Below are 25,039 nucleotides of genomic sequence, written 5' to 3' on the forward strand. Positions count from 1 at the left end.
CGCGATGGGCTGCAACGCAGCCCCGGCGATATCAGCGTTGGGTCACAGGTTACAGGGGGCGCTGGGCGCCCCATCGCGAGCTGCGCTCGCTCCTACGGGGGGGATATGTGCGCCAGCGACCGCAGGTCGCGATGGGCTGCAACGCAGCCCCGGCGATATCAGCGTTGGGTCACAGGTTGCAGGGGGCGCCAGGCGCCCCATCGCGAGCTTCGCTCGCTCCTACTTGGATCAATAATACGTCCGTGGCTTCTCGTCGGCCTTGTTCAGCACCGTCCCCAGCAAGTTCACCGTCCCCAGGTGATGCAGGCAATCTTCGATTTCCTTCTTGTTGTTCATGCCATTGGCCACCACCAGCAGCACACAGTCGAACTTCGGCATCACGGTGATGGCATCGTCCGAACTGAGCAACGGCGGCAGGTCGAAGATGCAAATGCGCGACTCATACCGGTTGCGCAACTCCCCGATCAAATGGTTCACCTTGGGCGAGCACAGCACTTCGGTGGACATCGGCACCGGCACGCGGGTGGGTAAGACGACGAACCGGGGCAAGGTGGGGTTGACCAGGCAATCCTGCAGCGGTGCCTGATCGTTCAAAAACTCGTTGAGCGAACGCTCCATGGGTAACCCCAGCGTGCTGCCCACCTTGGGCCGACGCAGGTCGAAGTCCACCAGCAAGGCGGTCCTGGTAGTGTGGTGGGCGATGCTCATCGCCAGGTTGATCGCCAACACCGTCTTGCCCGCTTCCGGCGTGGGCGAGGTGATGGCCAACGTGCGCCAGCCGTTTTCTTCCATCGCCCTGAGCACCTGGGTGCGCAGCAGGTCAATGGGGCCGTTCATCACCGAGTTCTTGTTGTAGGCAACGATACGGTGGCGCTCCAGATGGTCTGCGCGCAACGCGACCACCTGGGTGTTCACGTAATCGAACTGCCCCGGCACCTCGGCCAGGGCTGTACCCGGTGGGGGTGTGATTGCCTGGGGTGTGCCGGGTGTGACGGGGTGAACGTCATTGCCAACAGCGGGCTTGATCCTGTCCATCACTGCTTCCCTATGCAAATTTGGACGTGAATTTGAGCAGCAGTACATCCAGTGGCATGTAGAAGAGGTGTATCAGCACCAACAGGATAGCCGCCAGCACCAAGGCTGCCACGATCAGCCCGTTGCGCCAGCGCTTGCGCCGGGCAACGTCGGCCCGCGTATCGATGTACGGCAGGGCCACCAGCACACGCTTGCCCAACAGGTTTTCCAGGGCGCCGACGCCCCGCACCCGCTGGTTGAACAGTTCAAGCAGCACCACCAACGCCCCACCCCCGGCAGGTGCCAGCACCAGGCCAAGTGCGGCGATTTTCTTGCGGTTGGGTTTGATCGGCTTCTCGGGCATCAGCGGCGGCTCCAGCAGCACGAAGCGCTCGGCCTTGTTTTCCTGCTCCAGGCTTTCGGTGATCTTGGCGCCCATTTCCTTGGCGCGGATTTCCTCGTATTTTTTGCGGGCGTTGTCGTGGTCGCGCATCAAGGTCACCAGCCCACGCTCAACCTGCGGAGCCTCCAGGATCTCGGCTTCGTAGCCTTCCATCTTCTTGGTCAGCTCGCGCTTCTGGTCAGCCAGCGACGTGATGCGCTCCTGAGCTGCGCTCATCTTGGCGCGCACCCGTGCAGCATCAAGGCTCACAGTGGAGGCCACGGCAGTAGGGTTGCCGCTGGCCTCAAGGGCCTGGATCTTGCGCTTCACCGCCACCACGTCTGGGTGGGCCTCCTTGTAACGCGTCAGCAGGCGCGCGTATTCGGCTTTCAGGCTGGCAAGGTCCTGGGGCTGGTCGGCACTGGCGGGCCGGGCTGCATCACCGGTTTTGGTGGCTAGGCCGGCGTTGGCGGCCGACAGCTCCAGCTCCAGGTAGCGCAGTTCTTCTTGCGCAGCCTTGTAGTCGCGGTCCACTTCACGAAACTCCAGCTCTGAGCGGGACAACATGTTCATGCGCAGGGTCTGGTGTTCGGGCAGGGCATTGGCATGGGCCTGTTTGAAGTCGGCCAGCTGGTTTTCCAGGCTGGCGAGCTCAGCACCCAACTTGTCTGCCTCCTGGGTCAGAAACTCGGTGGTTTCATTGGCCCGCTCTGTGCGCTGCTTGAGGTTTTCGTTGAGGAACAGCGTCACCAGTTCGTCGGTGACCTGCTTGGCGACTTCGGGCTGGCGATGCTCGAAGGACACGTTGAACGCCACGGTGGCCTCGCCGCGCCCCCTCACGAACGTGGTCAGGGGTTCCACCACGATGGCGTTGCGCAATTGATCGATCTTGTCGCCTTCACTCAGGCGCTTGTCGGCGAACAGGCTGTACTTGTCGATGATGCGCAGCAGGTTTTCCCGTGTCATCACCCGCTGGCGGATCAACTCGATGCGCTCATCGGCAAAGGTGGTGGTGTTGGTGGACACCAGCTCGGGCGGAATCTGCTGCGATTCCACCAGGATGGTGCCGGTCGACTGGTAGATCGGCGGCACCATCAACGCTACCGCTACAGTGGCAGCCAGAATGACCGCTGCACTCACCCCCAGCACCAGGGCCCGTTCCTTGATAATGGCGATGTAATCTCTGAGAGACAGCTCGTAGTCGGATTTCATGGGGCCACCTGCCATGGGTTCAGATGTCGGGGTACCTGTACGTCAATGTCAAACCAACGATCGTGGCGGTGGCATCACCCTGAAGGTCCTGCTGCCGCTCCTTGTACATCAACGATAGACGCAGGTCCCAATAGGGCGAGAATTGCCTGCTGGCCCACACGCTGTACATCTGCAAGGTGTTGGGGATCTGCCCCTTGCTGTCCTGCCAGGCGGCGTCGGCGCCCACCCGGGTCAATTCATCAAGCGCATAACTCCACACGCCTCGGACCTGGTCAAGCTGGGCAAAACCACCTTGGGCGCTGGCTACGGTACTGCGCTCCACCGTCAGGCTGGCGTCGGTCCGGGCGCCGGTATACAGCAGCGACACACCGCCCTCACCGCGGCGGCCGCCCTGAGGGCCGGACACCTTGTTCACGCCCAGGTGGGCATCGGCACTGAAGTTCTCGGAAATCCGGTACTTCACACCCACCGCCGGGCTGTAGCTGTTGGAGGCTGTGGCGGTGAGGTCCTGCTCGGGCTCGTAGCGCCGCACGCCAAAGCGGGTATACACATCGGCCCGTTCGCTCCAGGCATACGTCCAGGTCGAAACGTTCGCCAGTTCGTCGTAGCCGGTCAGGCTGCTGATGTCGTAGCGAGCACGGTTGAAGGTGGTTTCGTTGCTGAGGGTGCTGCGCTCGGTGACGGCCTGGCTCCAGTTACCGCTCAGCGTATAGAGCTTTTGCGTACCGTCGGTGGTCACCACACCGGTATCGAGCACCGTGCCCGACAAGGTGGAGCTTTCGTTGTAGCGGGCCAGTAACCCAAACTGCCCGCGCTCGGTAGTGCGCTGCCAGCCCAGGCTGATGTCCGGGTCCTCGCGGTTGTCGACCACGTTGGTGTTGGATGAGCGCAACACGTGCAGGCCCAGGCCGAATCTCAATTCGTCGCGGTCAAAGTTGCCGATCAAGGTGTAGTCGGGGGCGATGAGCGTGCGGGTCACGCCTTTCTCGCCGGAGGGCAACAATAACGGGTTGCTGTCGTATTCGACCGAGGTGGGTACAACTACGGTGGATTGCCAAGTTGCTGCCAGCGCGCTACCGGTAAGCGGCAACGCCAGGAGTGCCGTTGCAATGCGAGTTGTTTTTAGAAAAGGCATTGAATGTACTTATTTAAAGGCAGGATCAAGGAACGACCAGCGTGTCGCCAGCCTGAAGTTGGAAGTTGGTCGACATGTCACGACCCGACACCAGGTCCTTGTATCGCACGGGCAGGATCCTTTGGGAAGCACCGCTGCCGCGCACTACCTTTATTTCGCTTTCATCGGCAAACTTGTCCAGCCCACCCGACATGCTCAGGGCCTGCAACACTGCCGTGGGCCCGGCCATCTGCACAGGGCCGGGTTTGATCACCTTGCCCTGTACATACACCAAGTTGCCGGCGATGCTTTTCACCACCACGCTCACATTCGGGTCTGGCAGGAATTTCTCGAGTTTGGTGGCGACCTGTTTTTCCACCGCCGTCACGTCCAGGCCGGCAACATCGATGCGCCCGGCGAGGGGAAAGGTAATGCTGCCGTCCGGCAACACCGTGGCTTCCTGGCGCAGGCTGTCTTCCTGCCACACGGAGATCATCACCACATCGCCAGGGCTGAGCAGATACGCTGGCGCGCTTGGCGCCGCCATGCCCTGCCCCGACCACGCTACCAGCAAGCCTACGACGGCAATCAATGAACGCACCATGAGGGTCCCTCCGGCCAGATGGCCCGACTTAGAGCACTGAAGAGAACAACACACCGACTCTCGCTCCGCTTCGCGGGTCTACACCCCGCGACGGCCTGTATTTCGTCCTGAAGGCCCTTGCAATACCCTGCGTTACTTGCCCAGTGACCCTGGATTAGCCGGGGGTACTGGCAATATAGCAATGGTTGGCAAATTCACAAGCCAGGTGCCCCAGCACGCCAACCGTGAACATGCAGCCCCGGTACAGCTGTTCAAATCTTTCTTCTATTGGCCACCGCCACGAAGCCCACCACGGCAAAGGCAAAGAACCAGACCGCCGTTGAAACAGGAATGATACTGGTCTGATTAATATACGAATCGGCCGCCCTCGCCGCCCCGCTCAACAGCACCAGCAAGAAGAGAGATTTGATAATCAGTGTCGTGCGCATACGCCCCGTCCTTTTTAACAGGCTATTCAATGAGTTATTGGCGCGATGATGCGGGATTTGCTGCGGTGTTGATCTGAGCTTATGGGCAGGGTGCTATTACGTCAATGATCCGACACCATAATATAAATCAATGGAGGTTGAGCGAATTAGTCAAAAAAACGACACCCGCTTTCGGCGGCCCATGGGCATGGGCCACCTCGCCATCAGGCGTTTGTATCGGGGAGAGCTCAGGGCATTACAGGGGGCACGTATTGCAACGTAGCCCCCAACGCCCAGAGCAAAAACAGCACCAGCGGAACATGCACCAGCAACTGCACGAAGGAGAAACCGATCAGGTCACGTGCCTTTAGCCCCAGTACCCCGAGCAGCGGCAGCATGTAGAACGGGTTGATCAGGTTGGGCAGCGCTTCGGCCGCGTTGTAGATCTGTACCGCCCAGCCCAGGTGGTACTGCAGGTCATTGGCCACCAGCATCACGTAAGGCGCCTCGATGATCCACTTGCCGCCCCCGGAAGGGATAAAGAAGCCCAACACCGCCGAGTACACGCCCATCAATACCGCATAGGTGTCGTGGGTGGCGATCTGGGTGAAGAACAGCGAAATGTGGTGGGCCAGGGTCTGCTCGTCCAGGCCTTTCACCTGCGTGAGTATCGCCGCGATCGAGCCGTACAGCGGGAACTGGATCAGTACGCCCGTGGTGGTGGGTACCGCCCGGGCAACAGCGTCCAGGAAACTGCGCGGGCGCCAATGCAGCAGCGCGCCCACCATGATGAACAGCAGGTTATAGGTGTTCAGCCCGGAGATGGCGGTGATCGCCGGTTTGCTGGCGAACTCCTGGTACAGCCAGCCCGCGGCCAGCGCCACCAGCAGTAGAATCAGCAAGGGGCTGTGCTCCAGCCATTCACCCGGCCGGGTGCGCTGGGGGGCAGGCGGTGCGCTGAAGCTGGGGTCGACACCACAGTCGGCGGCGCTGCGGGCGCTGTTGGGCCCGGGCGCGGTGGCATAGGCGATCACCAGCGAGACCAGCACCAGCGCTGCCAGCATGACCCCGGACTGCCACAGGAAGATGGTTTCGGTGAAAGGAATGACCCCAGTAATCGATAGGATCGACGGCGGCAGGCTGGCGGGGTTGGCCTGCAGTTGGGCCGCCGAAGATGACAGGCCGAGCGCCCACACGGCACCCAGGCCCAGGTAGGCGGCGGCGCCTGCGGCTCGGTAGTCCATGTTCAGGTCGGTGCGCCTGGCCAGGGCACGCACCAGCAGCCCACCAAACACCAGTGACAGCCCCCAGTTGAGCAGCGACGCCAACATCGAGATCAGTGCGACCCAGCACACCGCCGTGCGGCCATTGCGCGGGATACGTGCCAACCGGTCGATCAGGCGGGCAGCAGGGGGTGAGCTGGCGACCACATACCCGCCTATCACCACGAAGGCCATCTGCATGGTGAAGGGGATCAGGCTCCAGAACCCGTCACCAAACGCCTTGGCGGTATCCAGTGGCTTGGCCCCCATGGCCAGGGCACCGATGCATACCAGCAATACCGCCAGCGCGGCGAATACCCAGGAGTCGGGGAACCAGCGTTCGGCCCAGTTGGAACAGCGCAAAGCAAAACGGGCGGAGCGGCTGTCTTGAATTTCAGCGGCCACAGTGTCGTTCCTTTTATTGGTTTTATCGGGGTGCAGCATTTTCAGCTAACAACAACCAAACCCCGCAGCAACAGGCGTGCCCGCGCATACACCGGTGCAAATGCCGGATCCTGCGCGGGTGGGCCTGCGGCTGCGGGGTTGCAGCATGTGGTTTAGAAGGTCATTTCCTTCACGTCATCGGCCACGATCAACTTGCCGGCGGTTTTCGCCACGATCTCCTCAATGCTCACGCCAGGCGCTGTCTCGCGCAGGATGAAGGCGCCGTCTTCGATCTCAAGATAGGCAAGGTCGGTGAGCACTTTGCGGATGCAACCCGCACCGGTCAGGGGCAGGCTGCACTGGGGCAGCAACTTGGACTCGCCATCTTTGGAGGCGTGGGTCATGGTGACGATGATGTTCTCGGCACCCGCCACCAGGTCCATGGCGCCGCCCATGCCTTTCACCAGCTTGCCGGGGATCATCCACGAGGCGATGTTGCCGTGCACATCCACCTCGAACGCGCCCAGCACCGTCAGGTCTACATGGCCGCCGCGAATCATGGCGAAGGACTGCGCCGAATCGAAGATCGACGCCCCCACCCGGGCGGTGACGGTTTGTTTGCCAGCGTTGATCATGTCGGCATCGAGCGTGCTCTCGGTGGGGAATTCGCCCATGCCCAGCAGGCCGTTCTCTGACTGCAGCATCACATCCATGTCTGCCGGTACGTAGTTGGCCACCAGGGTGGGGATGCCGATGCCCAGGTTTACGTAGTAGCCATCTTTCAGTTCACGGGCGACGCGTTGCGCCATTTGTTCGCGGGTCAGTGCCATGGTCAGGATCTCGTTGTTGTTCTGGAAGGTGGCACTCAGGCCTTGACGGTGCGCTTTTCGATACGTTTTTCGAAGGTGCCGACAATGACCCGGTCCACGTAAATGCCGGGGGTATGGATCTCGCTGGGCAGCAGCACGCCAGGCTCGACGATCTCTTCCACTTCCACCACGGTAACCTTGCCAGCGGTGGCCGCCAGCGGGTTGAAGTTTTGCGCGGTGTTGCGGTACACCACGTTGCCGTAGTGATCGGCCTTCCAGCCTTTGACGATGGCGAAGTCACCGGTGATGGACGCTTCCAGGATGTACTGGCGACCGTTGAATTCGCGTACCTCCTTACCTTCGGCAACCGGGGTGCCGTAGCCGGTGGCGGTGAAGAAGGCAGGGATGCCAGCGCCGCCGGCGCGCATTTTCTCGGCAAGGGTGCCCTGGGGGGTCAGCTCCACCTCCAGCTCGCCGCTGAGCAATTGGCGTTCGAACTCGGCGTTTTCACCCACATAAGAGGCAATCATCTTGCGAATCTGATGGCCCTCGAGCAATACACCCAGGCCGAAGCCATCCACACCGCAGTTGTTGGAAACCACGGTCAGGCCTTTGACGCCGCGGCGCTTGATTTCCTGGATAAGGTTTTCGGGAATACCGCACAGGCCAAACCCACCGGCCAGTACCGTCATGTCATCGGTCAGGCCTTCGAGGGCCTGTTCGTAAGTTGCAACGCGCTTGTCCAGTCCGGCCATGCTGATCCGCCTTTTGTAGTTGTAGAACCGACGAGGCTGTCGGTGAGCGTGTGTACACATCTTCACCGCAAGCAACTGATTTGTTAATTTTGTTTTCGTCATCGATTGATAACGTTTGCAAATCAAAGCATAGGCGAGCCCCATGAATGTCAAACAGCTGCGTGCCTTCGTCACCGTGGCCAAGTTCCAGAGCTTCGCCCAGGCCGGGGAACACCTGCACATTTCACAGCCAGCGCTGAGCCTCACCATCAAAGCCCTGGAAGAAAACCTGGGGGGCGCCCTGCTCACCCGCACCACGCGCAGCGTCAGCCTTACAGCCGAAGGGGAGGTGCTGCTGCCGCTGGCCCGACGCCTGCTGGCCGACTGGGATGACACCGAAGAAATGCTCCGCCAGCGTTTCACCCTGCAACTGGGCCGGGTGTCCGTTGCGGCCATGCCCTCGTTTGCCGGCAACCTGCTGCCCCACTCCTTGAAGGTATTCCGCCAGCGTTACCCGAAAGTGAACGTGACCGTGCACGACGTGATCAACGAGCAGGTACAGGAACTGGTGCGCCATCGCCGCGTCGAATTGGGCATTGGCTTTGAACCCGACAATGTCGATGGGCTGCATTTCCACCCGCTGTACATGGACCGCTTCGTGGCGGTGGTGCCCGCCGAATCGCCGTTGGCCCGTTTGGCCCAGGTCAGTTGGGCGCAACTGATGGCGGAAGATTTCGTCGCCCTGCAACGCCCGTCGGCGGTACGGCTGCTGATGGAGCAGAACGTGGCGGCGCAGCATGGCCGGTTGGCGGTGGCGTTCGAAAGCCACCAGCTGTCTACCGTAGGACGGATGGTGGCCAGCGGCCTGGGGGTGAGTGCGGTGCCGGCGCTGTGCATCAACCAGATGCAGGAGCTGGGCGCCTGTTGTGTGCCATTGGTGCAGCCCACGGTCGAGCGACGTATCGGCGTGATCGCCCTGAGCGAACACAAATTGTCTACCGCAGCGCAAGCGCTGCTCGAGGTGCTGCTTTCCACTACCCAAATACCGGAGGTGACATGCGTAACGTGACACTGGCAGGCCAACAGGTGCCCTGCATTGGCCAAGGCACTTGGTACATGGGGGAAGACCCGGCGCAGAAAACTGCAGAAGTGCGGGCCTTGCAGCAAGGCATCGACTTGGGCATGACCCTGATCGATACCGCTGAAATGTATGCCGAGGGCGGGGCCGAGCAGGTGGTCGGGCAGGCGCTGGTCGGCCGGCGCGACCAGGTGTTTCTGGTCAGCAAGGTGTACCCGCACAACGCCAGCAGGCGCGGCATGGCGGCAGCATGCGAGCGCAGCCTGGCGCGCCTGGGCACTGACTGCATCGACCTGTACCTGCTGCACTGGGCAGGCCAGCACCCGTTGGAAGAAACGGTCGAAGCCTTCGAGCGCCTGCACGAGCAAGGCAAGATCCGCCGTTGGGGCGTGTCCAACTTCGATGTGAATGACCTTCAGGAACTGCACGGCACTGGCTGCGCTACTGATCAGGTGCTGTACAACCCGGCGCAGCGCGGTATCGAGTTCGACCTGCTGCCATGGTGCGCACAGCACGCCATGCCGATCATGGCCTACTGCCCCTTGGCCCAGGCCGGGCAATTGTTGCAGCACCCGGTGCTGCGCCAGGTCGCTGAACGGCACGGCGCCACACCCGCACAGGTGTGCCTGGCCTGGGTAACGCGGCACGACACGGTTGTGGCCATCCCCAAGGCGGTTGCGCCAGAGCACGTAAGGCTCAACGCCGGTGCCGGGCAACTGGCCCTGACCCAAGAGGATCTACAGGCGATTGACCAGGCCTTCCCGGGCCCGATACGCAAACAGCGCCTGGCGATGGTGTAAACCCGCGTTGGCGGGCGGCCTGCAGTGGCGGTCAGTGGAAGTCGCGGCTGCGCACATCCAGGCCCTGCAGCAACTGGCTGACATCCTCCAGCCGCCGGGCGACCAGGTGCCGCACGCCATTTTCCTGCTCCAGCCGCCCGCTCACCTTGAGCAGCTGCGAGCCCACCAGGGCCCGCCGCTGCCGTTCGGCCAGGTCGCGCCATACCACCACATTGACCATGCCGTGTTCATCTTCCAGTGTGACGAATGTGACGCCGCTGGCGGTTTGCGGGCGCTGCCGGCCCACCACCAGCCCCGCCATGGCAATGGCATCACCGTGCTCCACACCCGCCAGCTCACCGGAGCTGCGGCAGCCCAGTGCGCGCAGCCGTGAACGCAGCAGCGTCAGCGGGTGCGGGCCCAGGGTGGTGCCGAGGGCCTGGTAGTCTGCCACCAGGTCTTCGCCCACCGTTGGCGCGGGCAGCTCAACCCGCGCTTCCGGTGCTGCTTGCACGTTCGCGAACAGGGGTAACTGCGCCTGCACGGCGGCCACTTCCCAACGGGCCTGGTGCCGGTGGCGCGCCAGCGAGCGCAAGGCACCGGCGTCAGCCAGGTGCGCACGGGCGCGGCTGCCCAGTGCAGCGCGCAGGCACAGGTCTTCTACATCTCGCCAAGGTTGCTGTGCCCTCGCCTGCTCCAGCCTCAACGCATCGGCCTCGGCCAGGCCACGGACCAGGCGCAACCCCATGCGGATGGCCAACACGCCCTGCGGGCAAGGCTCAAGGCTGCAATCCCAGTGGCTGTGGCACACATCCACCGGGCGCACGTCGATCCCCTGGCGACGGGCCTCCTGCAGCAACTGGTCGGGGCTGTAGAAGCCCATCGGCCAGCTGTTGACCAGGGCACAGGTGAAAATGGCCGGCTCGTGGCACTTCAGCCAACTGCTGGCGTAACACAGCAGGGCGAAACTGGCGGCGTGGGACTCGGGGAAGCCGTAGCTGCCAAAGCCCTTGATCTGCTCGAAGATGCGTTCGGCAAAGGCCACCTCGTAACCGTTGCGCAACATGCCCTGCAGCAGGCGCTCACGGTGCGGTTCCAGGCCCCCATGGCGCTTCCAGGCGGCCATGCTGCGGCGTAACTGGTCTGCTTCGCCGGGGCTGTAGTCGGCGGCAACCATGGCCAGCTCCATCACCTGCTCCTGGAACAACGGCACACCCAGGGTTCGTTCGAACACTTCCTTCAACTTGGGCGATGGGTAGGTGACAGGCTCCTGTTGCAGCCTGCGGCGCAGGTAGGGGTGCACCATGTCGCCCTGGATCGGGCCGGGGCGCACGATGGCCACTTCGATGACCAGATCGTAGAACGTCTGTGGCCTCAGCCGCGGCAGCATCGCCATTTGCGCACGCGACTCGATCTGGAACACGCCCATGGTCTCCGCCCGGCTGATCATGGCGTAGGTGGCTGGGTCCTCCGGGGGGATGGTGGCCAGGGTAAGCGTACGGCCCCTGTGCTGGTACAGCAGGTCGAAGCACCGGCGCAGGGCGCTGAGCATGCCCAGGGCCAGCACGTCGACCTTGAGCAGGCCGACCATATCCAGGTCGTCCTTGTCCCACTGGATCACCGTGCGCTCGGCCATGGCTGCGTTTTCCACGGGCACCAGCTGGTGCAGTGGCTGCTGGGAGATCACGAAGCCGCCGGGGTGCTGCGACAGGTGGCGAGGGAAGCCGATCAGCTTGCCGGCCAGTACCAGTACCCGGCGCAGCGACGGGCTGGCGGCATCGAAACCCGCCTCCGCCAGGCGTTGCGAGTCCGGGATGCGGTCGGTCCAGCGCCCGCAACACTTGGCCAGGGCATCCACTTGGTCGGCGGGCAACCCCAGCACCCGCGCCACATCCCGCACGGCACCGGCTGCATGATAGGTATTGACCACTGCCGTCAACGCCGCACGGTGCCGGCCGTAGCGACGGAACACATACTGGATCACTTCCTCGCGGCGGTCGTGCTCGAAGTCCACATCGATGTCGGGCGGCTCGTTGCGCTCGCGGGACAGGAACCGCTCGAACAGCAGGCGGTGTTCCATCGGGTCCAGCTCGGTGATGCCCAGTACGAAACACACCACCGAGTTGGCCGCCGAACCCCGGCCCTGGCAGAGGATGTGCTGGCTGCGGGCAAAGGCGACGATGTCGTGCACTGTAAGAAAGTAGCTTTCGTAGCCCAGTTCTTCGATCAGGCCCAGCTCCCGCTCCAGCACGGCCCGCACCTTGGCGGTCGGCCCCGTGGGCCAGCGCAACGGCAAGCCCTGCTCGCACAGGTGACGCAACCAGCTCGCCGGCGTATGGCCGCCTGGCACCAGTTCCTGGGGGTAGGTGTAGTGCAGTTCGCTCAAGTCAAAGTGGCAACATTGCGCAATAGCCACGGTATGAGCGAGCAGATCGGCCGGATAGAGTTCAGCGAGCTGCTCTTGGGCACGCAAATGCCGTTCGCCGTTGGCGAACAGGAACCGCCCCGCTTCGGCAACCGTGCAGTGCTGCCGAATGGCCGTCATGCAGTCCTGCAACGCGCGCCGACCGCGTATGTGCATGTGCACATCACCGCAGGCAACCGCAGCGATGCCCAGCGTGCGCGCCAGGCCCAGCAGGCGCTGCAGCCGCTGGGCATCGTCGTGGTCGCGGTGCATGTGCACGGCCAGCCACAGGCGTTGATTGAACAAACCCTGGAGCCACTGCCCGGTGGCTGCGTCGCTGGTTCCATCAGGCACCCACAAGGCAAGCAGGCCGTAGGCATGCGCTTGCAGGTCGTCACGCAACAGCTGGTACTGGCCTTTGGCGGCTCGCCGCCGCGCGCGTGTAATGAGGGCACACAGGTTCTGGTAGCCGGCCAGGTCCTGCACCAGCAACACCAGCTTGGGGCCGTCGTGCACCTGCACTTCACTCCCCACGATCAGCCGCAACTGATGCTGTTTGGCCGCCTGCCAGGCACGCACGATGCCCGCCAGCGTGCACTCATCGGTGATGGCCAGCGCCTCGTAACCTAGCTCACGTGCACGCCTGAACAGCTCATCAGCACTGGAAGCCCCACGCTGGAAGCTGAAGTTGCTCAGGCAGTGCAGTTCGGCATACCCCGTCATGCTCATGCAAACCAACCCTGCAGCCACAACGGGCCACCCTGGCTGAGGTCACGGTAGGCCCAACCGCGCAGGCCTTCACGGGTTTCTATGCGGTAATAGTCGCGGCGCACGTCACCCCCATCCCACCAGCCGGACTCTATGCGCTCGGCCTGCCCCTGCACCTGATACGCCAGGCCATCGAGCAACGTGGGCGTGGCCAGCAGCCAGCCCGGGCGACTGCCCGGTGCGACCGGCATGTTGCCCAGGGCCCCCTGCTCGACCGCCTGCCAGGCATGCTCGGGCCGGTGATCGGCGGCGGCAAGCAGCCCCTTGACGGCTTCATCGCCAAGGCGTGCACGCAGGCGCTCGCGCAGTTGCTCCCAAGGTTGTAGCTGCTGGGCACGGGGGGCGAACAAGGCCTGGTGCTGGGGCACAAATGGGGGCAGGTCATCTGCCACCAGGCGCAGGTTACGCACCGGGGCCGGCAGGCGCAGTGGCTCCAGGCGACCACGGGCCAGCTCCAAGAGCATGCCGGCGTCACGCTCGGCGGCCAGCAGGCCGACGTCGAGCTCGGTATCGGCGCCCTGGGCATGCTCCAGGTACACGCGAAAACGTTGCACACCGCAGTCACGCCCCGCCAAGAAGGCGGCCAGGTCATTGAGCATGCGCCGCAGGGGGAACAGCAGCGCCTGGTGTGACGCCACGTCGAAATTCAGCTCCAGCCGGGTTTCGAAGCGGTCTGGGGGCTGATAAAAGTCCAGCCCCAGGCTGCGCAGGCCCAGTAACTGGTCAAGGTGCAGTTGCACCTGGGCAGGAAAGCGCCTGGCCAGGGTACTACGGGGCAGCGCCAACACCTGGCCCAGCTGCTTCAGGCCCATGCGGGCGAACGCTTCGGCGGCGTCGGCTGGCAGCCCGAGCCGTTGCACCGGCATGCTCAACAGCGCCATGCGCGTGGCATCTGCGTCGCTGACCGCCAGGCCATCATGAGCATTGGCCAGTATGCGTGCGGCGACCGGGTTGCTGGCCAGCACGATGCGCTGGCGCAGGCCCAGCTCGGCCAGTTCCTCGCGCAAGCGTGCCTGAAACGCGGGCCAGGGGCCGAACAGCTTAAGGCTCGACCCCACCTCCAGCAGCAGTGCCCGGGGGTAATGCAGGCTGACCTGGGCGCTGAACCGATAGGCCCAGGCAGCCAGCAACTGCTGCAGGGCATCAATACGTTTGGCATCCACCTCGAGGCAGGTGAAGGCCTCAGCCAAGGCCCGTGCCGCCGTCAGGGTTTGCCCCGCCCGCAGGCCCAGTGAAGCCGCTGCCGGGTTTACCGATTGCAATACCCGCCTTTGGGCGGGGCCGCCCAGCAGCACCAACGGCGTGTCAGGGTCGTCGCGCTCGCGCAGGATGCTGTCCAGCGCCAATTGCGGGAACACGATGCAGGCCCAAAGCATGCGGCATCACCCCTGCCCGGGGCAGGCGATGGGCATGGCAGGCGGCATGCCCCCCCGGCTTTTGATCACCCGCCATTGTGCTGGCCGTGTGTCGATGGCGATGCGCAAGGCAGCGGGCGAAGCATTCAGCTGCGCCTGGTGCGGGCGGCAGGCAAACGCCAGTGCCTGGCCGGTTTCGGCCGCCACCTGCAGGCGCCGCAGGGCCCGATCATCAGCCCGCTCTGGCCAGCACACCACCGCCGCGCAGCTGCCTGAGCGCAGGCATTGCTCGGCCGCCCACAGGGTGTCTGCCTGCTCGGCATCTACCTGTACCAGCCAGCGCAAATCAATGCCTGCCGCCTGCCAGGCCGGCGCAAACGGGATGAACGGCGGTGCCACCAACACCACACGCCCGCCTTCGGCGGTGAGCCGTGCCATGGCGGGCCACATCAACTGCAATTCACCACAGCCGGGGCTGGCCAACAGCAGCTCGGTAAGGGCCGCAGCCGGCCAGCCGCCTTCCGGTAGACGTTCGTCCAGCCGGGCATGCCCGGTTGGCTGCAATGCCTTGGGTTGTACCTGTGCCTGGCGCCCACGCCATACCCGACGCTGGTCGAGCAGCCGGTCCAGATCGACGACAGCGCCCATCAGTCGCGCCTCAGCAGGCCGCAGAAGATGCCTTCGATGAAGAACTCCTGGCCAGGCTGCACGTCGATTGGCGCATAGGCGGGGTTGCGGGGCAGTAGGCGATAGCCCTCACCCAGGCGCTGCAGGCGCTTGATGGTGACCTCGCCGTCCAGCCGGGCGACCACGATCTGCCCGTCGCGAGCGTCACCCTGCTGGCGAATGCCAACCAGGTCGCCGTCAAAAATCCCGTCGCCGATCATCGAGTCGCCCCGCACCTTGAGCAGGTAGTCGGGCGTGCGCCGGAACAGGCTCGGGTCCAGCAGCAGCTGCTCGTGGATGCCAAGGTCCGGGCCGATGGGCGCACCCGCAGCCACCTGGCCCAATACCGGCAGCTCGAGGATTTCCGGGCGGCGTACCGGCTGCGCCAGGCGGATGCCCCGGGCCTGGTTAGGGGTGACGTCGATGTAACCGGCCTGGCACAGGGCGGTTATGTGCTTGCGCGCGACACTGCGCGAGGCAAAACCGAAGTGCACGGCAATGTCCGCCAGGCTCGGCGGCTGGCCTTGTTCGGTGATGCGCGCCCGAATGAATTCGAAAATGGCGCGGCGTTTGGGGGTGAGATTGTCCATGGAGCACATTTGTACTCTTTTCGTAGCACACTGAACAGCCCCCTTCGTCGTCAGGTTTGGTTATGATCCTGAAGCTCATGCGTTCACCACTGGATTGCCCATGCTCACCGCCCTGCTGTTCGACCTCGACGGAACCCTGACCGACACCGACACCCTGCACTTGCAGGCTTTTCGCCAGTTGCTGAACGAGCACGATGGCCGCGAACTCACCCAGGCACAGTTCGATGCCCAGGTCAGTGGCCGCGCCAACGGCCAGTTGTTCGCCGAATTGTTTGCCGGTGCCAGCCCTGAGCAATGCAAAGCGCTGGCTGACCGCAAGGAGGCCCTGTTCCGCAGCCTTTCGCCGGCGTTGCAACCGCTGCCCGGCTTGCTGCGCCTGCTGGATTACGCCAACACGTCAGGCATGGGCATCTGCGTGGTCACCAACGCACCCCGCCTGAATGCGCAGCACATGTTGGGGGCCATGGGCCTGGCCGAGCGGTTCGAGCACGTGGTGGTGGCAGACGAACTGGCCCGCCCCAAACCCGACCCCCTGCCCTACCTCACCGGCTTGCAGCACCTGAACGCCGAAGCGGGTCAGGCCCTGGCCTTCGAAGACTCCCTGCCCGGGGTCGCGGCGGCGCATGCAGCAGGCATTTTCACGGTGGGGGTTGCGACCACGCAGACGCCGGAACGGTTGATGGCTGCGGGTGCGGGGTTGGTGATTGACGATTTTGAAGCGCCAGCTTTGTGGGCGTTGTTGGCCAAACGCGGTGAGGCGGGCTGACGGATGCGCCGTCTGCCACGCCACAGGCCCTGGCCAAGTTGCCGAACCAGCTGATCGACATCAAGAGCGAGCATGCCAACGAGCGTATTCTGGCGTTGACTGGCGGCAGTGCTGAAGACGTTGCCATTGAAGCAGTGCGTCACTGGGGCGCGGCCTACCGTCAGTGAGTGCGAGCTGCGCAGCCACGCGCGCTCGAATCTCTTAACTGTACTGCGAGAATCCCATGAGTGAACGTGCCTCACCCACCACCGCGCCACAGCCGCTACGTTTTCCGCCTGGACTGATCGTCGCGGTGCTGGCCATGGTGATCGTGCTGTTCTTGCCACTGCCCGAAGCGTTACCGGTCGCCGGGCAGCGGATGCTGGCAATATTGGCATTCGCGGTGACGGTGTGGGTGACTGAGGCGGTTTCCTACGAAGCCAGTGCCATCATGATCACCTCACTGATGGCGGTCTTGATTGGCATGGCGCCGACGCTGCAGGACCCCACCGTCATCTATGGCTCATCGGCCGGCGTGTCGATGGCCCTGAGCGGTTTTTCCAACCCGGCTTTGGCGCTGGTGGTCGGCGCGCTGTTCATCGCGGCGGCCATGACCCACACAGGCCTGGACAAACGCATCGCCCTGGTCACCCTGACCAAGGTCGGCGCCAGCACCCGGCGCATTCTGTTCGGCGCCATGCTGGTGATCGTGCTGTTGAGCCTGGTGGTGCCCAGCGCAACAGCCCGCAGCGCCTGCGTAGTGCCCATCATGATGGGCGTCATCGCTGCTTTTGGCCTAGCCAAACGCTCGCACATCGCCGCCGGCCTGATGATCATCGTTGCCCAGGGCACCAGCATCTGGAACGTCGGCATTCAGACCGCCGCGGCGCAGAACCTGCTGACCGTAGGCTTCATGGACAAGATGCTCGGCCAGCGCGTGTCGTGGATAGACTGGCTGGTTGCCGGCGCACCCTGGGCAGTGATCATGTCGGTGGTGCTGATCGTGGTGGTGCTGAAACTGCTGCCGCCCGAGAGCGACAGCGTGCCAGGCGGCCTGGACGCCGTGAAACAGAGCCTGGCCGAGCTCGGCCCCATGACCGCCGCGCAGAAGCGCCTGGGCATGGTTTCGCTGCTGCTGTTGCTGGCCTGGGCCACTGAAGGCAGGTTGCATGCGCTGGACACCACGACCACCACCTATGCCGGGCTGGTTATCCTGCTGTTGCCCCGTTTTGGCGTGATGACCTGGAAAGACGTGCAGTCGCGCATCCCGTGGGGCACGGTGATCGTGTTCGGTGTAGGTATCAGCCTGGGCACCGCACTGCTGACCACGCAGGCCGGCCAGTGGCTGGGCGCACAAGTGGTCAGCCACACCGGGCTCGACAGCATTTCACCCCTGGGCGTGTTCGCGATACTCAGCGCCTTCTTGATCGTCATTCACCTGGGCTTTGCCAGCGCCACCGCACTCACCTCGGCGCTGCTGCCGATCCTCATGGCCGTGCTGCTTACACTACCCAGCGAATTCAGCCGGGTCGGCATGACCATGCTGCTCGGCTTTGCCGTGAGCTTTGGTTTCATCCTGCCGATCAACGCCCCGCAGAACATGGTCTGCCTGGGCACCGACACCTTTAACCCCAAGCAATTCGCCCGTGTCGGTATACTCGTCACCCTGGTTGGCTATGTGCTGTTGCTGGTGTTTGCCAGCACGTACTGGAGCTGGCTGGGTTGGATCTGAAGTTCAACGATCCCCTAACGGGTCACATTTCACACCTGGAGCCTTGTCATGAATTCGCTCAAACGCATCTTCGTCACCGTGGGCCTGTGCCTTCTGGCCGGATGCGCAACACCTTCCTCGATGATTCTCAAAGACGGTCGCGAGCTGCAAACACTGGATACGCCGAAGTACGACAAGCAGAGCGGCTTCTTTGAGTTCAAATTGCTGGACGGTAAACCCCAGAAGATCAACCGGGATTCGGTGCTGACGATTCGCAACCTGAAGTAACCCCTGCATGCTTTGACAACGGCGCCCGCGAAGCCCCTCGCCTTCGCGGGCGTTGTCGTATGCATCAACACCCACGTAGGCTTGGGGCTGGGTACGCGCTTAATCTGCGCAGGGTGGATGCTGTACTCCATCGACTTTACTGGTAACGTAAATTCACCTTACCGCCAAAGACTGCCCCGATGACACCACGTCCCCTCCCCCCTAGCGGTTTCATCCAGGTGCGCGGCGCCCGCGAGCACAACCTCAAGAACATTGATGTAGACATCCCACGTGACGCCCTGGTGGTGTTCACGGGCGTATCTGGCTCGGGCAAGTCGTCGCTGGCATTTTCCACGTTGTACGCCGAAGCCCAGCGCCGTTATTTCGAGTCCGTGGCGCCCTACGCCCGCCGCCTGATCGACCAGGTGGGTGTGCCGGACGTGGATGCCATCGACGGCCTGCCCCCGGCAGTTGCCCTGCAACAGCAACGCGGCACGCCCAGCGCACGGTCTTCGGTCGGCAGCGTGACCACGCTGTCCAGTTCCATCCGCATGCTCTATTCGCGGGCCGGGCAGTATCCGGCCGGGCAGCCGATGCTGTATGCCGAGGATTTTTCTGCCAACACACCCCAGGGCGCCTGCCCTGAATGTCATGGCCTCGGGCGGGTGTACGAGGTCAACGAAGCCACCCTGGTGCCGGACCCGTCGCTGACCATCCGCGAACGGGCCGTGGCCGCCTGGCCCATGGCGTGGCAAGGGCAGAACCTGCGCGACATCCTGGTGACCCTGGGTTATGACGTGGATGTGCCCTGGCGCGACCTGCCACAGGCGCAACGGGACTGGATACTGTTCACCGAAGAAACGCCCACCGCGCCGGTGTACGCCGGCCTGACACCTGCACAGACCCGCGCGGCACTGGAACGCAAGCAGGAACCGAGCTACCAGGGCACGTTCATGGGCGCCCGGCGCTATGTGCTACATACGTTCATGCATTCCCAGAGCGCGCAAATGCGTAAACGCGTCGCCCGTTTCATGCGCCCAAGCCCCTGCCCTGCCTGTGGCGGCAAGCGTCTCAAGCGCGAGGCACTGGGTGTGACGTTCGCCGGGCTGGACATCGCCGAGCTGTCGCAACTGCCCTTGCAGGCACTGGCGCACCTGTTGCGCAAGGTGGCTGCGTCCGACTACCTGACACAACACGGCGAACTGACCGTAGAGAAGCGCCTGGCCGCGCAACGGATCGCCCATGAAGTGCTGGAGCGCATCGAAACCCTGCTCGACCTGGGGTTGGGCTACCTGGCACTGGAGCGCAGCACCCCCACGTTGTCGTCTGGCGAGCTGCAACGCCTGCGCCTGGCCACCCAGCTCAACTCACAGCTGTTCGGCGTGGTCTACGTACTGGACGAGCCCTCTGCGGGGTTGCACCCGGCCGACAGCGAAGCCTTGTTCGATGCCCTGGTGCGGCTCAAGCAGGCAGGCAACTCCGTGTATGTGGTAGAGCACGACCTGGATACCATGCGCCGCGCTGACTGGCTGGTGGATGTAGGCCCTGCGGCCGGGGAGAACGGCGGCAATATCCTGTACAGCGGCCCACCACAAGGGCTGGCACAGGTGAAGGCGTCGTGCACGGCGGCCTATCTGTTCGGCGAGCAGACCAAGGCCAGCCCTGAGCGCCGCCAGGCCAAGGACTGGCTGACCCTCGAAGGGGTGACCCGCAACAACCTTGCCGACCTGAGTGCAGCCTTCCCGCTGGGCTGTTTTACCTCGGTGACAGGTATTTCGGGCTCGGGCAAATCGAGCCTGGTGAGCCAGGCGTTGCTGGAGCTGGTGAGCGCACACCTGGGCCAGGGTGAACCTGCCGGCGACCCCTCGGAACAGAGCCTGGAAGATGAACCGGAACAGGCCAGCAGCGGCCATGTGAGTGCAGGCCTTGGCAGCATCAAGCGCCTGGTGCAGGTGGACCAGAAACCCATCGGCCGCACACCCCGCTCCAACCTCGCGACGTACACCGGTTTGTTCGACAATGTGCGCAAGCTGTTCGCCGCCACTGAACAGGCCAAGGCGCAGGGGTTCGACGCCGGGCGGTTCTCCTTCAATGTGGCCAAGGGCCGTTGCCCCACATGCGAGGGGGAAGGTTTCGTCAGCGTCGAGCTGCTGTTCATGCCCAGCGTGTACGCGCCCTGCCCCACCTGCCATGGGGCCCGCTACAACCCCGAAACCCTGTCAGTGACCTGGCAGGGCATGAACATCGCCCAGGTGTTGCAACTGACGGTAGACCAGGCCCTGCAGGCGTTTGCCGAGCAGCCCCCCGTGCGGCGCTGCTTGCAGGTGTTGCAGGATATCGGCCTGGGGTATCTGCGCCTGGGCCAGCCAGCGACTGAGCTGTCCGGCGGGGAGGCCCAACGGATCAAGCTGGCCACCGAGCTGCAACGCACGGCACGCGGCGCGACGTTGTACGTGCTGGATGAGCCCACCAACGGCCTGCACCCGCAGGACATCGACCGCCTGCTGGTGCAGTTGAACCGGCTGGTGGACGGCGGGCATAGCGTGGTGGTGGTCGAGCACGACATGCGCGTGGTAGCGCAAAGCGATTGGGTGATCGATATCGGGCCGGGTGCCGGCGATGCTGGGGGCAAGGTGGTAGCGTGCGGCACGCCGCAGCACGTAGCCCGCTGCGACGGCAGCCGCACTGCAGCATTTCTGGCCAAGGCGCTGTAACACACCATGGACAAATACGCCCCTCGCGACTGGTTGCCCCACGAAAAGCCCGTGCTGCCCGGCTCGCCCTCCACCCCCCTGCACGCACCGGGCAAACGCCTGGCTTATGGCCTGGTGGGCCTGCTGGTAGCGATCACCGGTGGCCTGGGGAACGCCTTGGTCACCGCCAACCTGGTATTTCTGCAAGGTGCGCTGGGTGCGACCACCGCCGAGATGGCCTGGTTGCCGGCAGCCTATGTGATGACCACGGTGTCCATGAACCTGCTGCTGGTGAAATTTCGCCAGCAGTTCGGCCTGCGCGCATTCACCGAAGTGTTTCTGGTGCTTTATGCAGTGGTCACCTTCGCCCACCTGCTGGTCAACGACCTCAACTCGGCCATCGCCGTGCGGGCGGCCCACGGCATGGTGGGCGCGGCGCTCACCTCGCTGGGGCTGTACTACATGATTCAGGCCTTCCCGGCAAAGTGGCGGCTGAAGTCGATTGTGCTGGGGCTGGGCGCCTCGCAGCTGGCTTTGCCGCTGGCGCGCATCTTCTCGGAAGACCTGCTGCTGATTGGCGAATGGCGCGGGCTGTACCTGTTCGAGCTGGGCCTGGCGCTGGCCGCCCTGGGTTGTGTGCTGCTGTTGAAGCTGCCGCCGGGCGACCGCTTCAAAACCTTTGAACCCCTGGATTTCCTCACCTTTGCCCTGATGGCCAGTGGTACCGCCCTGCTCTGCGCCGCGCTGTCGTTGGGGCGTATCGACTGGTGGCTGGATGCACCGTGGATCGGCATGGCGCTGGCGGGTGCCATTGCCTTGATCTTCAGCGGGCTCGCCATCGAGCACAACCGCCAGAACCCGCTGCTGATGACCCGCTGGCTGGGCAGCGGCGCAATCATCCGCCTGGGGCTTTGCGTCATTCTGATCCGCATGGTCACGTCCGAGCAGTCCACCGGCGCGGTGGGTTTTCTGCAGATGCTCAACATGGGCAGCGAGCAGATGCGCACCCTGTACTGGATCATGCTGCTGGGGGCCGTAGCCGGGCTTGCCACCAGCGCCCTGACCATCTCGCCCAATCACTTGATACTGCCGCTTTTGATATCGCTGCTGGCGATGGCCATTGGCGCCTTCATGGACAGCTCATCCAGTAACCTCACACGGCCGGCACAGATGTATTTCAGCCAGTTCCTGCTGGCGTTCGGCAGTACGTTCTTCCTGGGGCCGTCCATGGTGCTGGGCATCAGCCATGTACGCGCCAACCCGCGCAACCTGGTGAGTTTTTCGGTGCTGTTCGGTATCTGCAACAACCTGGGTGGCCTGATTGGCGCCGCACTGCTGAGCACCTTCCAGATCTGGCGAGAAAAATTCCACTCCAGCCACCTCATGGACCACCTGAGCGCCGTGGAACCGCTGGTGAGCGCGCGGGTTCAAAGCGGTGGCGCCGCCTATGCGCACATCCTCGCCGACCCGGCCCTGCGCACCGAAGCCGGTTTGCGCCAGCTGGCCAGCGCCGCCACCCGTGAAGCCAATGTAATGGCCTACAACGATGTGTTCATGCTGATCGGCAGTATCGCTATTCTGACCATGGTCTGGATTTGCATCCGCGGCACCTGGCTGTGGTACAGCAAGCGCCAGGCCAGCCTTAACGACTCCACCTCCGGCGCAACCACCTGATGACCGACGATACCCGCACCACCACCACCACAGCCATCGCCGAAGCCCCGGAGGGCACCGCCCCGCCCAGTGAACCCACCAGCCCCGGGCGCTCGCGGCGGGTGCGGGTGATGTCGGCGGTTACCTTTGCCTGCGTGGCGCTGGCGGGCGTGCTGGTGGTGCTGTACGCCTGGCGCCTGCCGCCATTCAGCAGCGCCATCGAAAGCACCGAGAACGCCATGGTGCGTGGCCAGGTCACCCTCATCGGGCCACAACTGAGTGGTTACATCGTCGATGTGCCGGTGCAGGACTTCCAGCACGTGAAGGCCGGGCAGTTGCTGGTGCAACTGGACGACCGCATCTATATCCAGCGCCTGGCTCAAGCCATTGCGCAACAGCAGCAGCAAGAGGCGGCGCTGGCCAATAACGCCCAGCAACGCAAAAGTGCCGAAGCCACCATCGCCCAGCGCCAGGCGGCCATCGGCGATGCCGCAGCGCAGGTGACCAAGGCCCGGGCAGACCTTGCCCGCAACCAGGCGCTGGTGACGGATGGTTCGGTATCGCGCCGTGACCTGGACGTTACCCGTGCCAGCGAAGCGGCTGCGGTCGCCAGCCTGGCCCAAGCCAAGGCGGCCCTGGAAATCGCCCGGCAGGACCGCGAGACGGTGGTGGTCAACCGCGCCGCACTGGAGGCTGCGGTGGAAAATGCCAAGGCTGCTGTCGCCCTGGCGCGCATCGACCTGGACAACACCCGGGTCACCGCACCGCGGGACGGCCAGCTGGGGCAGATCGGCACACGGCTAGGGGCCTATGTGAACTCAGGGGCGCAACTGATGGCGCTGGTGCCGGACACCTTGTGGGTCATCGCCAACATGAAAGAAACCCAGATGGCCGACGTGCGTATCGGCCAACCGGCGAGCTTCACCGTCGATGCCTTGAACCACCTCAAGCTGCATGGCCACATCCAGCAGATCTCGCCAGCCACCGGTTCTGAATTCGCCTTGCTGCAGGCAGACAACGCCACCGGTAACTTCGTCAAGATCGCCCAGCGCATCCCGGTACGGATTACCGTCGACCCTGACCAGCCCCAGGCCCGACACCTGCGCCCGGGCATGTCGGTGGTGGTCAGTATCGATACCAACGGCGACCAGTAGCGCCTACATCCACCAGGCGAGCACCGCCGGCAGCCAGGCAAAGGACAATACCGTGGAACACATCACCAGGTTGGCCACCTGCTCGGGCTCCCGGTTGGCGCGCACCGCCATCAGGTAATTGAACACGGCCACCGGCATGGCCGATTGCACCACCAGCACCGCTCGCTCCAGGCCTTGCAGCCCCAGCAGCGTACCCACCGCCCAACCCATGCCGGCGCCCAGCACGATCCGCAGGCCGCCCAACACCAGCCCGCTGCGCACATGCTGCAGGCGGATGCTGGCCAGCGATACCCCCAACGTGAGCAGCATCAGCGGGATGGTCATGCCACCGAGCAGGTCCGCGGTGTTGGCCAGCCAGCGCGGTAGCTCGACATCCAGAAAGATGATGGGCATTGCCCCCGCCAGGCTGATCACAATGGGGTTGCGCAGCAAGGCCTTGAGCGATGCGGCCGTGCCGGAAATGGCCATGCCGACGGTGAACTGCACGATCGACAAGGTGAGGAAGAAGGCCACCGCCAGCGCCAGGCCATGCTCACCGAAGGCATACAGGCTGATCGGCAGGCCCATGTTGCCGGTATTGGGGAACATGAAGGCGGGCGTCAGCACCCGCCAGTGCATGCCAGATAACCGGCACACCAGCAGCGCGGCAATGGCCATGCCCAGTGTGCACAGCAGGCAGGCCAGGGCCATGCTGGTAAACGCGCCGGGGTCGAGTTCGGTGCGGCTAAGGGTGGACAACACCAGGGCCGGGGTACCGACCATCATCACAATGCGGGCGATGAAGGTGGTGGGGTATTCCAGGCCGGCGCGGGCCCAGGCAAAACCGATACCGGCAACGATGAACACCGGGGCCAGAACCGCGAACAGCGAAGCGAACATGAGGGCCTTCCTTGCAGGGGGTGCTGCATTATGCCGCAGCCCGACAGGTTATCGGCGGCCCGTTAACGGCCGGCGGATGCCTGCCCAGGACATTGACGTGCCCAACCCAGCCTGCGGCATCTCGTCGCAGGCCCTGGCCCCTTGGGCAAAACCGCACAAGCCCGTAGAATCGCGCTTCCTTTTCGCCCGTCGCCTTGAACGGTGGCAACCGGCAGCAAAGACCGAGTCCGCGCCTGACCACATGAACGCACATGTGAAATAGGCTCAACCCTCCCCGCCCAGCCTTCTCCCTGATGGCCAAGCGGTTGAGTCTTGCCCAGGTCCCATCCGTGCAGCCCTCGCCCACTTTCGGGCCAGACCGTGCGCGCGTCCGCA

At 63.9% G+C, this 25,039-nt stretch carries 22 protein-coding genes; 9 read left to right on the forward strand and 13 right to left on the reverse strand.

The window, feature by feature from the left end; genetic code table 11:
* Positions 1-228: 228 nt before the first annotated feature.
* From IAE33_RS10505 to IAE33_RS10540, 8 genes are all read right to left on the reverse strand, one after another.
* The gene (locus IAE33_RS10505; protein ID WP_201163455.1) at positions 229-1,035 is read right to left on the reverse strand and encodes a CpsD/CapB family tyrosine-protein kinase; all 807 of its coding nucleotides are present in this window, start codon (positions 1,033-1,035) and stop codon (positions 229-231) included.
* Positions 1,036-1,045: 10 nt separating this feature from the next.
* Positions 1,046-2,608 (reverse strand): GumC family protein, encoded by a 1,563-nt coding sequence (locus IAE33_RS10510; RefSeq protein WP_201163456.1) that lies wholly within the window; start codon positions 2,606-2,608, stop codon positions 1,046-1,048.
* Between the two features lie 19 nt (positions 2,609-2,627).
* Entirely contained in the window at positions 2,628-3,743 is a 1,116-nt protein-coding gene (locus tag IAE33_RS10515) for a hypothetical protein (protein WP_201163457.1), read from the reverse strand.
* A gap of 25 nt (positions 3,744-3,768) precedes the next feature.
* Positions 3,769-4,326, reverse strand: a complete 558-nt coding sequence (locus tag IAE33_RS10520) for a polysaccharide biosynthesis/export family protein (protein ID WP_201163458.1) — start codon at positions 4,324-4,326, stop codon at positions 3,769-3,771.
* Positions 4,327-4,577: 251 nt separating this feature from the next.
* Complete coding sequence (gene eppA / locus IAE33_RS10525; protein ID WP_169338815.1) at positions 4,578-4,754, reverse strand: EPS-associated small membrane protein EppA; 177 nt, start codon at positions 4,752-4,754, stop codon at positions 4,578-4,580.
* Between the two features lie 227 nt (positions 4,755-4,981).
* Positions 4,982-6,439, reverse strand: coding sequence for a short-chain fatty acid transporter (locus IAE33_RS10530; RefSeq protein ID WP_201163459.1), 1,458 nt, complete (start codon positions 6,437-6,439; stop codon positions 4,982-4,984).
* 113 nt (positions 6,440-6,552) lie between these two features.
* Entirely contained in the window at positions 6,553-7,209 is a 657-nt protein-coding gene (locus IAE33_RS10535) for a CoA transferase subunit B (RefSeq protein ID WP_028634089.1), read from the reverse strand.
* Positions 7,210-7,244: 35 nt separating this feature from the next.
* Complete coding sequence (locus IAE33_RS10540; protein WP_201163460.1) at positions 7,245-7,943, reverse strand: CoA transferase subunit A; 699 nt, start codon at positions 7,941-7,943, stop codon at positions 7,245-7,247.
* 142 nt (positions 7,944-8,085) lie between these two features.
* Here IAE33_RS10540 and IAE33_RS10545 point away from each other — a divergent pair, with 142 nt between their 5' ends.
* Together IAE33_RS10545 and IAE33_RS10550 are read left to right on the forward strand one after the other, a co-directional pair.
* The gene (locus IAE33_RS10545) at positions 8,086-8,991 is read left to right on the forward strand and encodes a LysR family transcriptional regulator (RefSeq protein WP_201163461.1); all 906 of its coding nucleotides are present in this window, start codon (positions 8,086-8,088) and stop codon (positions 8,989-8,991) included.
* Positions 8,979-9,800: an aldo/keto reductase gene (locus tag IAE33_RS10550; protein WP_201163462.1), complete on the forward strand. Its 822-nt coding sequence runs from the start codon at positions 8,979-8,981 to the stop codon at positions 9,798-9,800. The genes IAE33_RS10545 and IAE33_RS10550 overlap by 13 nt, the downstream gene beginning before the upstream one ends.
* Positions 9,801-9,831: 31 nt before the next feature.
* Here IAE33_RS10550 and IAE33_RS10555 read toward each other — a convergent pair whose 3' ends face one another.
* The 4 genes from IAE33_RS10555 to lexA are packed head-to-tail and all read right to left on the reverse strand — an operon-like array spanning position 9,832 to position 15,571.
* Positions 9,832-12,912, reverse strand: a complete 3,081-nt coding sequence (locus tag IAE33_RS10555; RefSeq protein ID WP_201163463.1) for an error-prone DNA polymerase — start codon at positions 12,910-12,912, stop codon at positions 9,832-9,834.
* The gene (locus IAE33_RS10560; RefSeq protein ID WP_201163464.1) at positions 12,909-14,327 is read right to left on the reverse strand and encodes a Y-family DNA polymerase; all 1,419 of its coding nucleotides are present in this window, start codon (positions 14,325-14,327) and stop codon (positions 12,909-12,911) included. The genes IAE33_RS10555 and IAE33_RS10560 overlap by 4 nt, the downstream gene beginning before the upstream one ends.
* A gap of 6 nt (positions 14,328-14,333) precedes the next feature.
* Positions 14,334-14,954, reverse strand: coding sequence for a translesion DNA synthesis-associated protein ImuA (imuA, locus tag IAE33_RS10565; protein WP_201163465.1), 621 nt, complete (start codon positions 14,952-14,954; stop codon positions 14,334-14,336).
* Positions 14,954-15,571, reverse strand: coding sequence for a transcriptional repressor LexA (gene lexA / locus IAE33_RS10570; protein ID WP_028634096.1), 618 nt, complete (start codon positions 15,569-15,571; stop codon positions 14,954-14,956). The genes imuA and lexA overlap by 1 nt, the downstream gene beginning before the upstream one ends.
* A gap of 91 nt (positions 15,572-15,662) precedes the next feature.
* Here lexA and IAE33_RS10575 point away from each other — a divergent pair, with 91 nt between their 5' ends.
* From IAE33_RS10575 to IAE33_RS10600, 7 genes are all read left to right on the forward strand, one after another.
* A complete protein-coding gene (locus tag IAE33_RS10575) occupies positions 15,663-16,328 on the forward strand; it encodes an HAD family hydrolase (protein WP_201163466.1) in 666 nt (221 codons plus the stop codon).
* Between the two features lie 38 nt (positions 16,329-16,366).
* Positions 16,367-16,495: a hypothetical protein gene (locus IAE33_RS24720; protein WP_268933253.1), complete on the forward strand. Its 129-nt coding sequence runs from the start codon at positions 16,367-16,369 to the stop codon at positions 16,493-16,495.
* 56 nt (positions 16,496-16,551) lie between these two features.
* Positions 16,552-18,039: a DASS family sodium-coupled anion symporter gene (locus IAE33_RS10580; RefSeq protein WP_201163467.1), complete on the forward strand. Its 1,488-nt coding sequence runs from the start codon at positions 16,552-16,554 to the stop codon at positions 18,037-18,039.
* Positions 18,040-18,087: 48 nt separating this feature from the next.
* Positions 18,088-18,306, forward strand: coding sequence for a YgdI/YgdR family lipoprotein (locus tag IAE33_RS10585; RefSeq protein WP_028634099.1), 219 nt, complete (start codon positions 18,088-18,090; stop codon positions 18,304-18,306).
* A 179-nt stretch (positions 18,307-18,485) separates the two neighbouring features.
* Positions 18,486-20,999: an excinuclease ABC subunit UvrA gene (uvrA, locus tag IAE33_RS10590; protein ID WP_201163468.1), complete on the forward strand. Its 2,514-nt coding sequence runs from the start codon at positions 18,486-18,488 to the stop codon at positions 20,997-20,999.
* A gap of 6 nt (positions 21,000-21,005) precedes the next feature.
* A complete protein-coding gene (locus IAE33_RS10595; RefSeq protein ID WP_060481979.1) occupies positions 21,006-22,652 on the forward strand; it encodes an MFS transporter in 1,647 nt (548 codons plus the stop codon).
* On the forward strand, positions 22,652-23,785 hold the full coding sequence (locus IAE33_RS10600; protein WP_028634102.1) for an HlyD family secretion protein: 1,134 nt from the start codon (positions 22,652-22,654) through the stop codon (positions 23,783-23,785). The genes IAE33_RS10595 and IAE33_RS10600 overlap by 1 nt, the downstream gene beginning before the upstream one ends.
* A 3-nt stretch (positions 23,786-23,788) precedes the next feature.
* Here IAE33_RS10600 and IAE33_RS10605 read toward each other — a convergent pair whose 3' ends face one another.
* Positions 23,789-24,664 (reverse strand): AEC family transporter, encoded by an 876-nt coding sequence (locus IAE33_RS10605; protein ID WP_201163469.1) that lies wholly within the window; start codon positions 24,662-24,664, stop codon positions 23,789-23,791.
* Between the last annotated feature and the right edge of the window lie 375 nt (positions 24,665-25,039).

Origin of the sequence: Pseudomonas sp. S60 (assembly GCF_016647865.1) — a bacterium.
In the GTDB taxonomy this organism is placed as follows: Bacteria; Pseudomonadota; Gammaproteobacteria; order Pseudomonadales; family Pseudomonadaceae; genus Aquipseudomonas; species Aquipseudomonas parafulva.

Excerpts from the sequence above, each read along its gene's own strand:
- IAE33_RS10555 (WP_201163463.1), bottom strand. The coding sequence starts at position 12,912 with ATGAGCATGACGGGGTATGCCGAACTGCACTGCCTGAGCAACTTCAGC.
- IAE33_RS10540 (WP_201163460.1), bottom strand. The coding sequence starts at position 7,943 with ATGGCCGGACTGGACAAGCGCGTTGCAACTTACGAACAGGCCCTCGAA.
- imuA (WP_201163465.1), bottom strand. The coding sequence starts at position 14,954 with ATGGGCGCTGTCGTCGATCTGGACCGGCTGCTCGACCAGCGTCGGGTA.
- IAE33_RS10520 (WP_201163458.1), bottom strand. The coding sequence starts at position 4,326 with ATGGTGCGTTCATTGATTGCCGTCGTAGGCTTGCTGGTAGCGTGGTCG.
- IAE33_RS10505 (WP_201163455.1), bottom strand. The coding sequence starts at position 1,035 with ATGGACAGGATCAAGCCCGCTGTTGGCAATGACGTTCACCCCGTCACA.
- IAE33_RS10510 (WP_201163456.1), bottom strand. The coding sequence starts at position 2,608 with ATGAAATCCGACTACGAGCTGTCTCTCAGAGATTACATCGCCATTATC.
- lexA (WP_028634096.1), bottom strand. The coding sequence starts at position 15,571 with ATGTGCTCCATGGACAATCTCACCCCCAAACGCCGCGCCATTTTCGAA.
- IAE33_RS10530 (WP_201163459.1), bottom strand. The coding sequence starts at position 6,439 with ATGCTGCACCCCGATAAAACCAATAAAAGGAACGACACTGTGGCCGCT.
- IAE33_RS10595 (WP_060481979.1), top strand. The coding sequence starts at position 21,006 with ATGGACAAATACGCCCCTCGCGACTGGTTGCCCCACGAAAAGCCCGTG.
- IAE33_RS10550 (WP_201163462.1), top strand. The coding sequence starts at position 8,979 with ATGCGTAACGTGACACTGGCAGGCCAACAGGTGCCCTGCATTGGCCAA.
- uvrA (WP_201163468.1), top strand. The coding sequence starts at position 18,486 with ATGACACCACGTCCCCTCCCCCCTAGCGGTTTCATCCAGGTGCGCGGC.
- IAE33_RS10535 (WP_028634089.1), bottom strand. The coding sequence starts at position 7,209 with ATGGCACTGACCCGCGAACAAATGGCGCAACGCGTCGCCCGTGAACTG.
- IAE33_RS10580 (WP_201163467.1), top strand. The coding sequence starts at position 16,552 with ATGAGTGAACGTGCCTCACCCACCACCGCGCCACAGCCGCTACGTTTT.
- IAE33_RS10600 (WP_028634102.1), top strand. The coding sequence starts at position 22,652 with ATGACCGACGATACCCGCACCACCACCACCACAGCCATCGCCGAAGCC.
- IAE33_RS10545 (WP_201163461.1), top strand. The coding sequence starts at position 8,086 with ATGAATGTCAAACAGCTGCGTGCCTTCGTCACCGTGGCCAAGTTCCAG.
- eppA (WP_169338815.1), bottom strand. The coding sequence starts at position 4,754 with ATGCGCACGACACTGATTATCAAATCTCTCTTCTTGCTGGTGCTGTTG.
- IAE33_RS10560 (WP_201163464.1), bottom strand. The coding sequence starts at position 14,327 with ATGCTTTGGGCCTGCATCGTGTTCCCGCAATTGGCGCTGGACAGCATC.
- IAE33_RS10605 (WP_201163469.1), bottom strand. The coding sequence starts at position 24,664 with ATGTTCGCTTCGCTGTTCGCGGTTCTGGCCCCGGTGTTCATCGTTGCC.
- IAE33_RS10575 (WP_201163466.1), top strand. The coding sequence starts at position 15,663 with ATGCTCACCGCCCTGCTGTTCGACCTCGACGGAACCCTGACCGACACC.
- IAE33_RS10515 (WP_201163457.1), bottom strand. The coding sequence starts at position 3,743 with ATGCCTTTTCTAAAAACAACTCGCATTGCAACGGCACTCCTGGCGTTG.
- IAE33_RS10585 (WP_028634099.1), top strand. The coding sequence starts at position 18,088 with ATGAATTCGCTCAAACGCATCTTCGTCACCGTGGGCCTGTGCCTTCTG.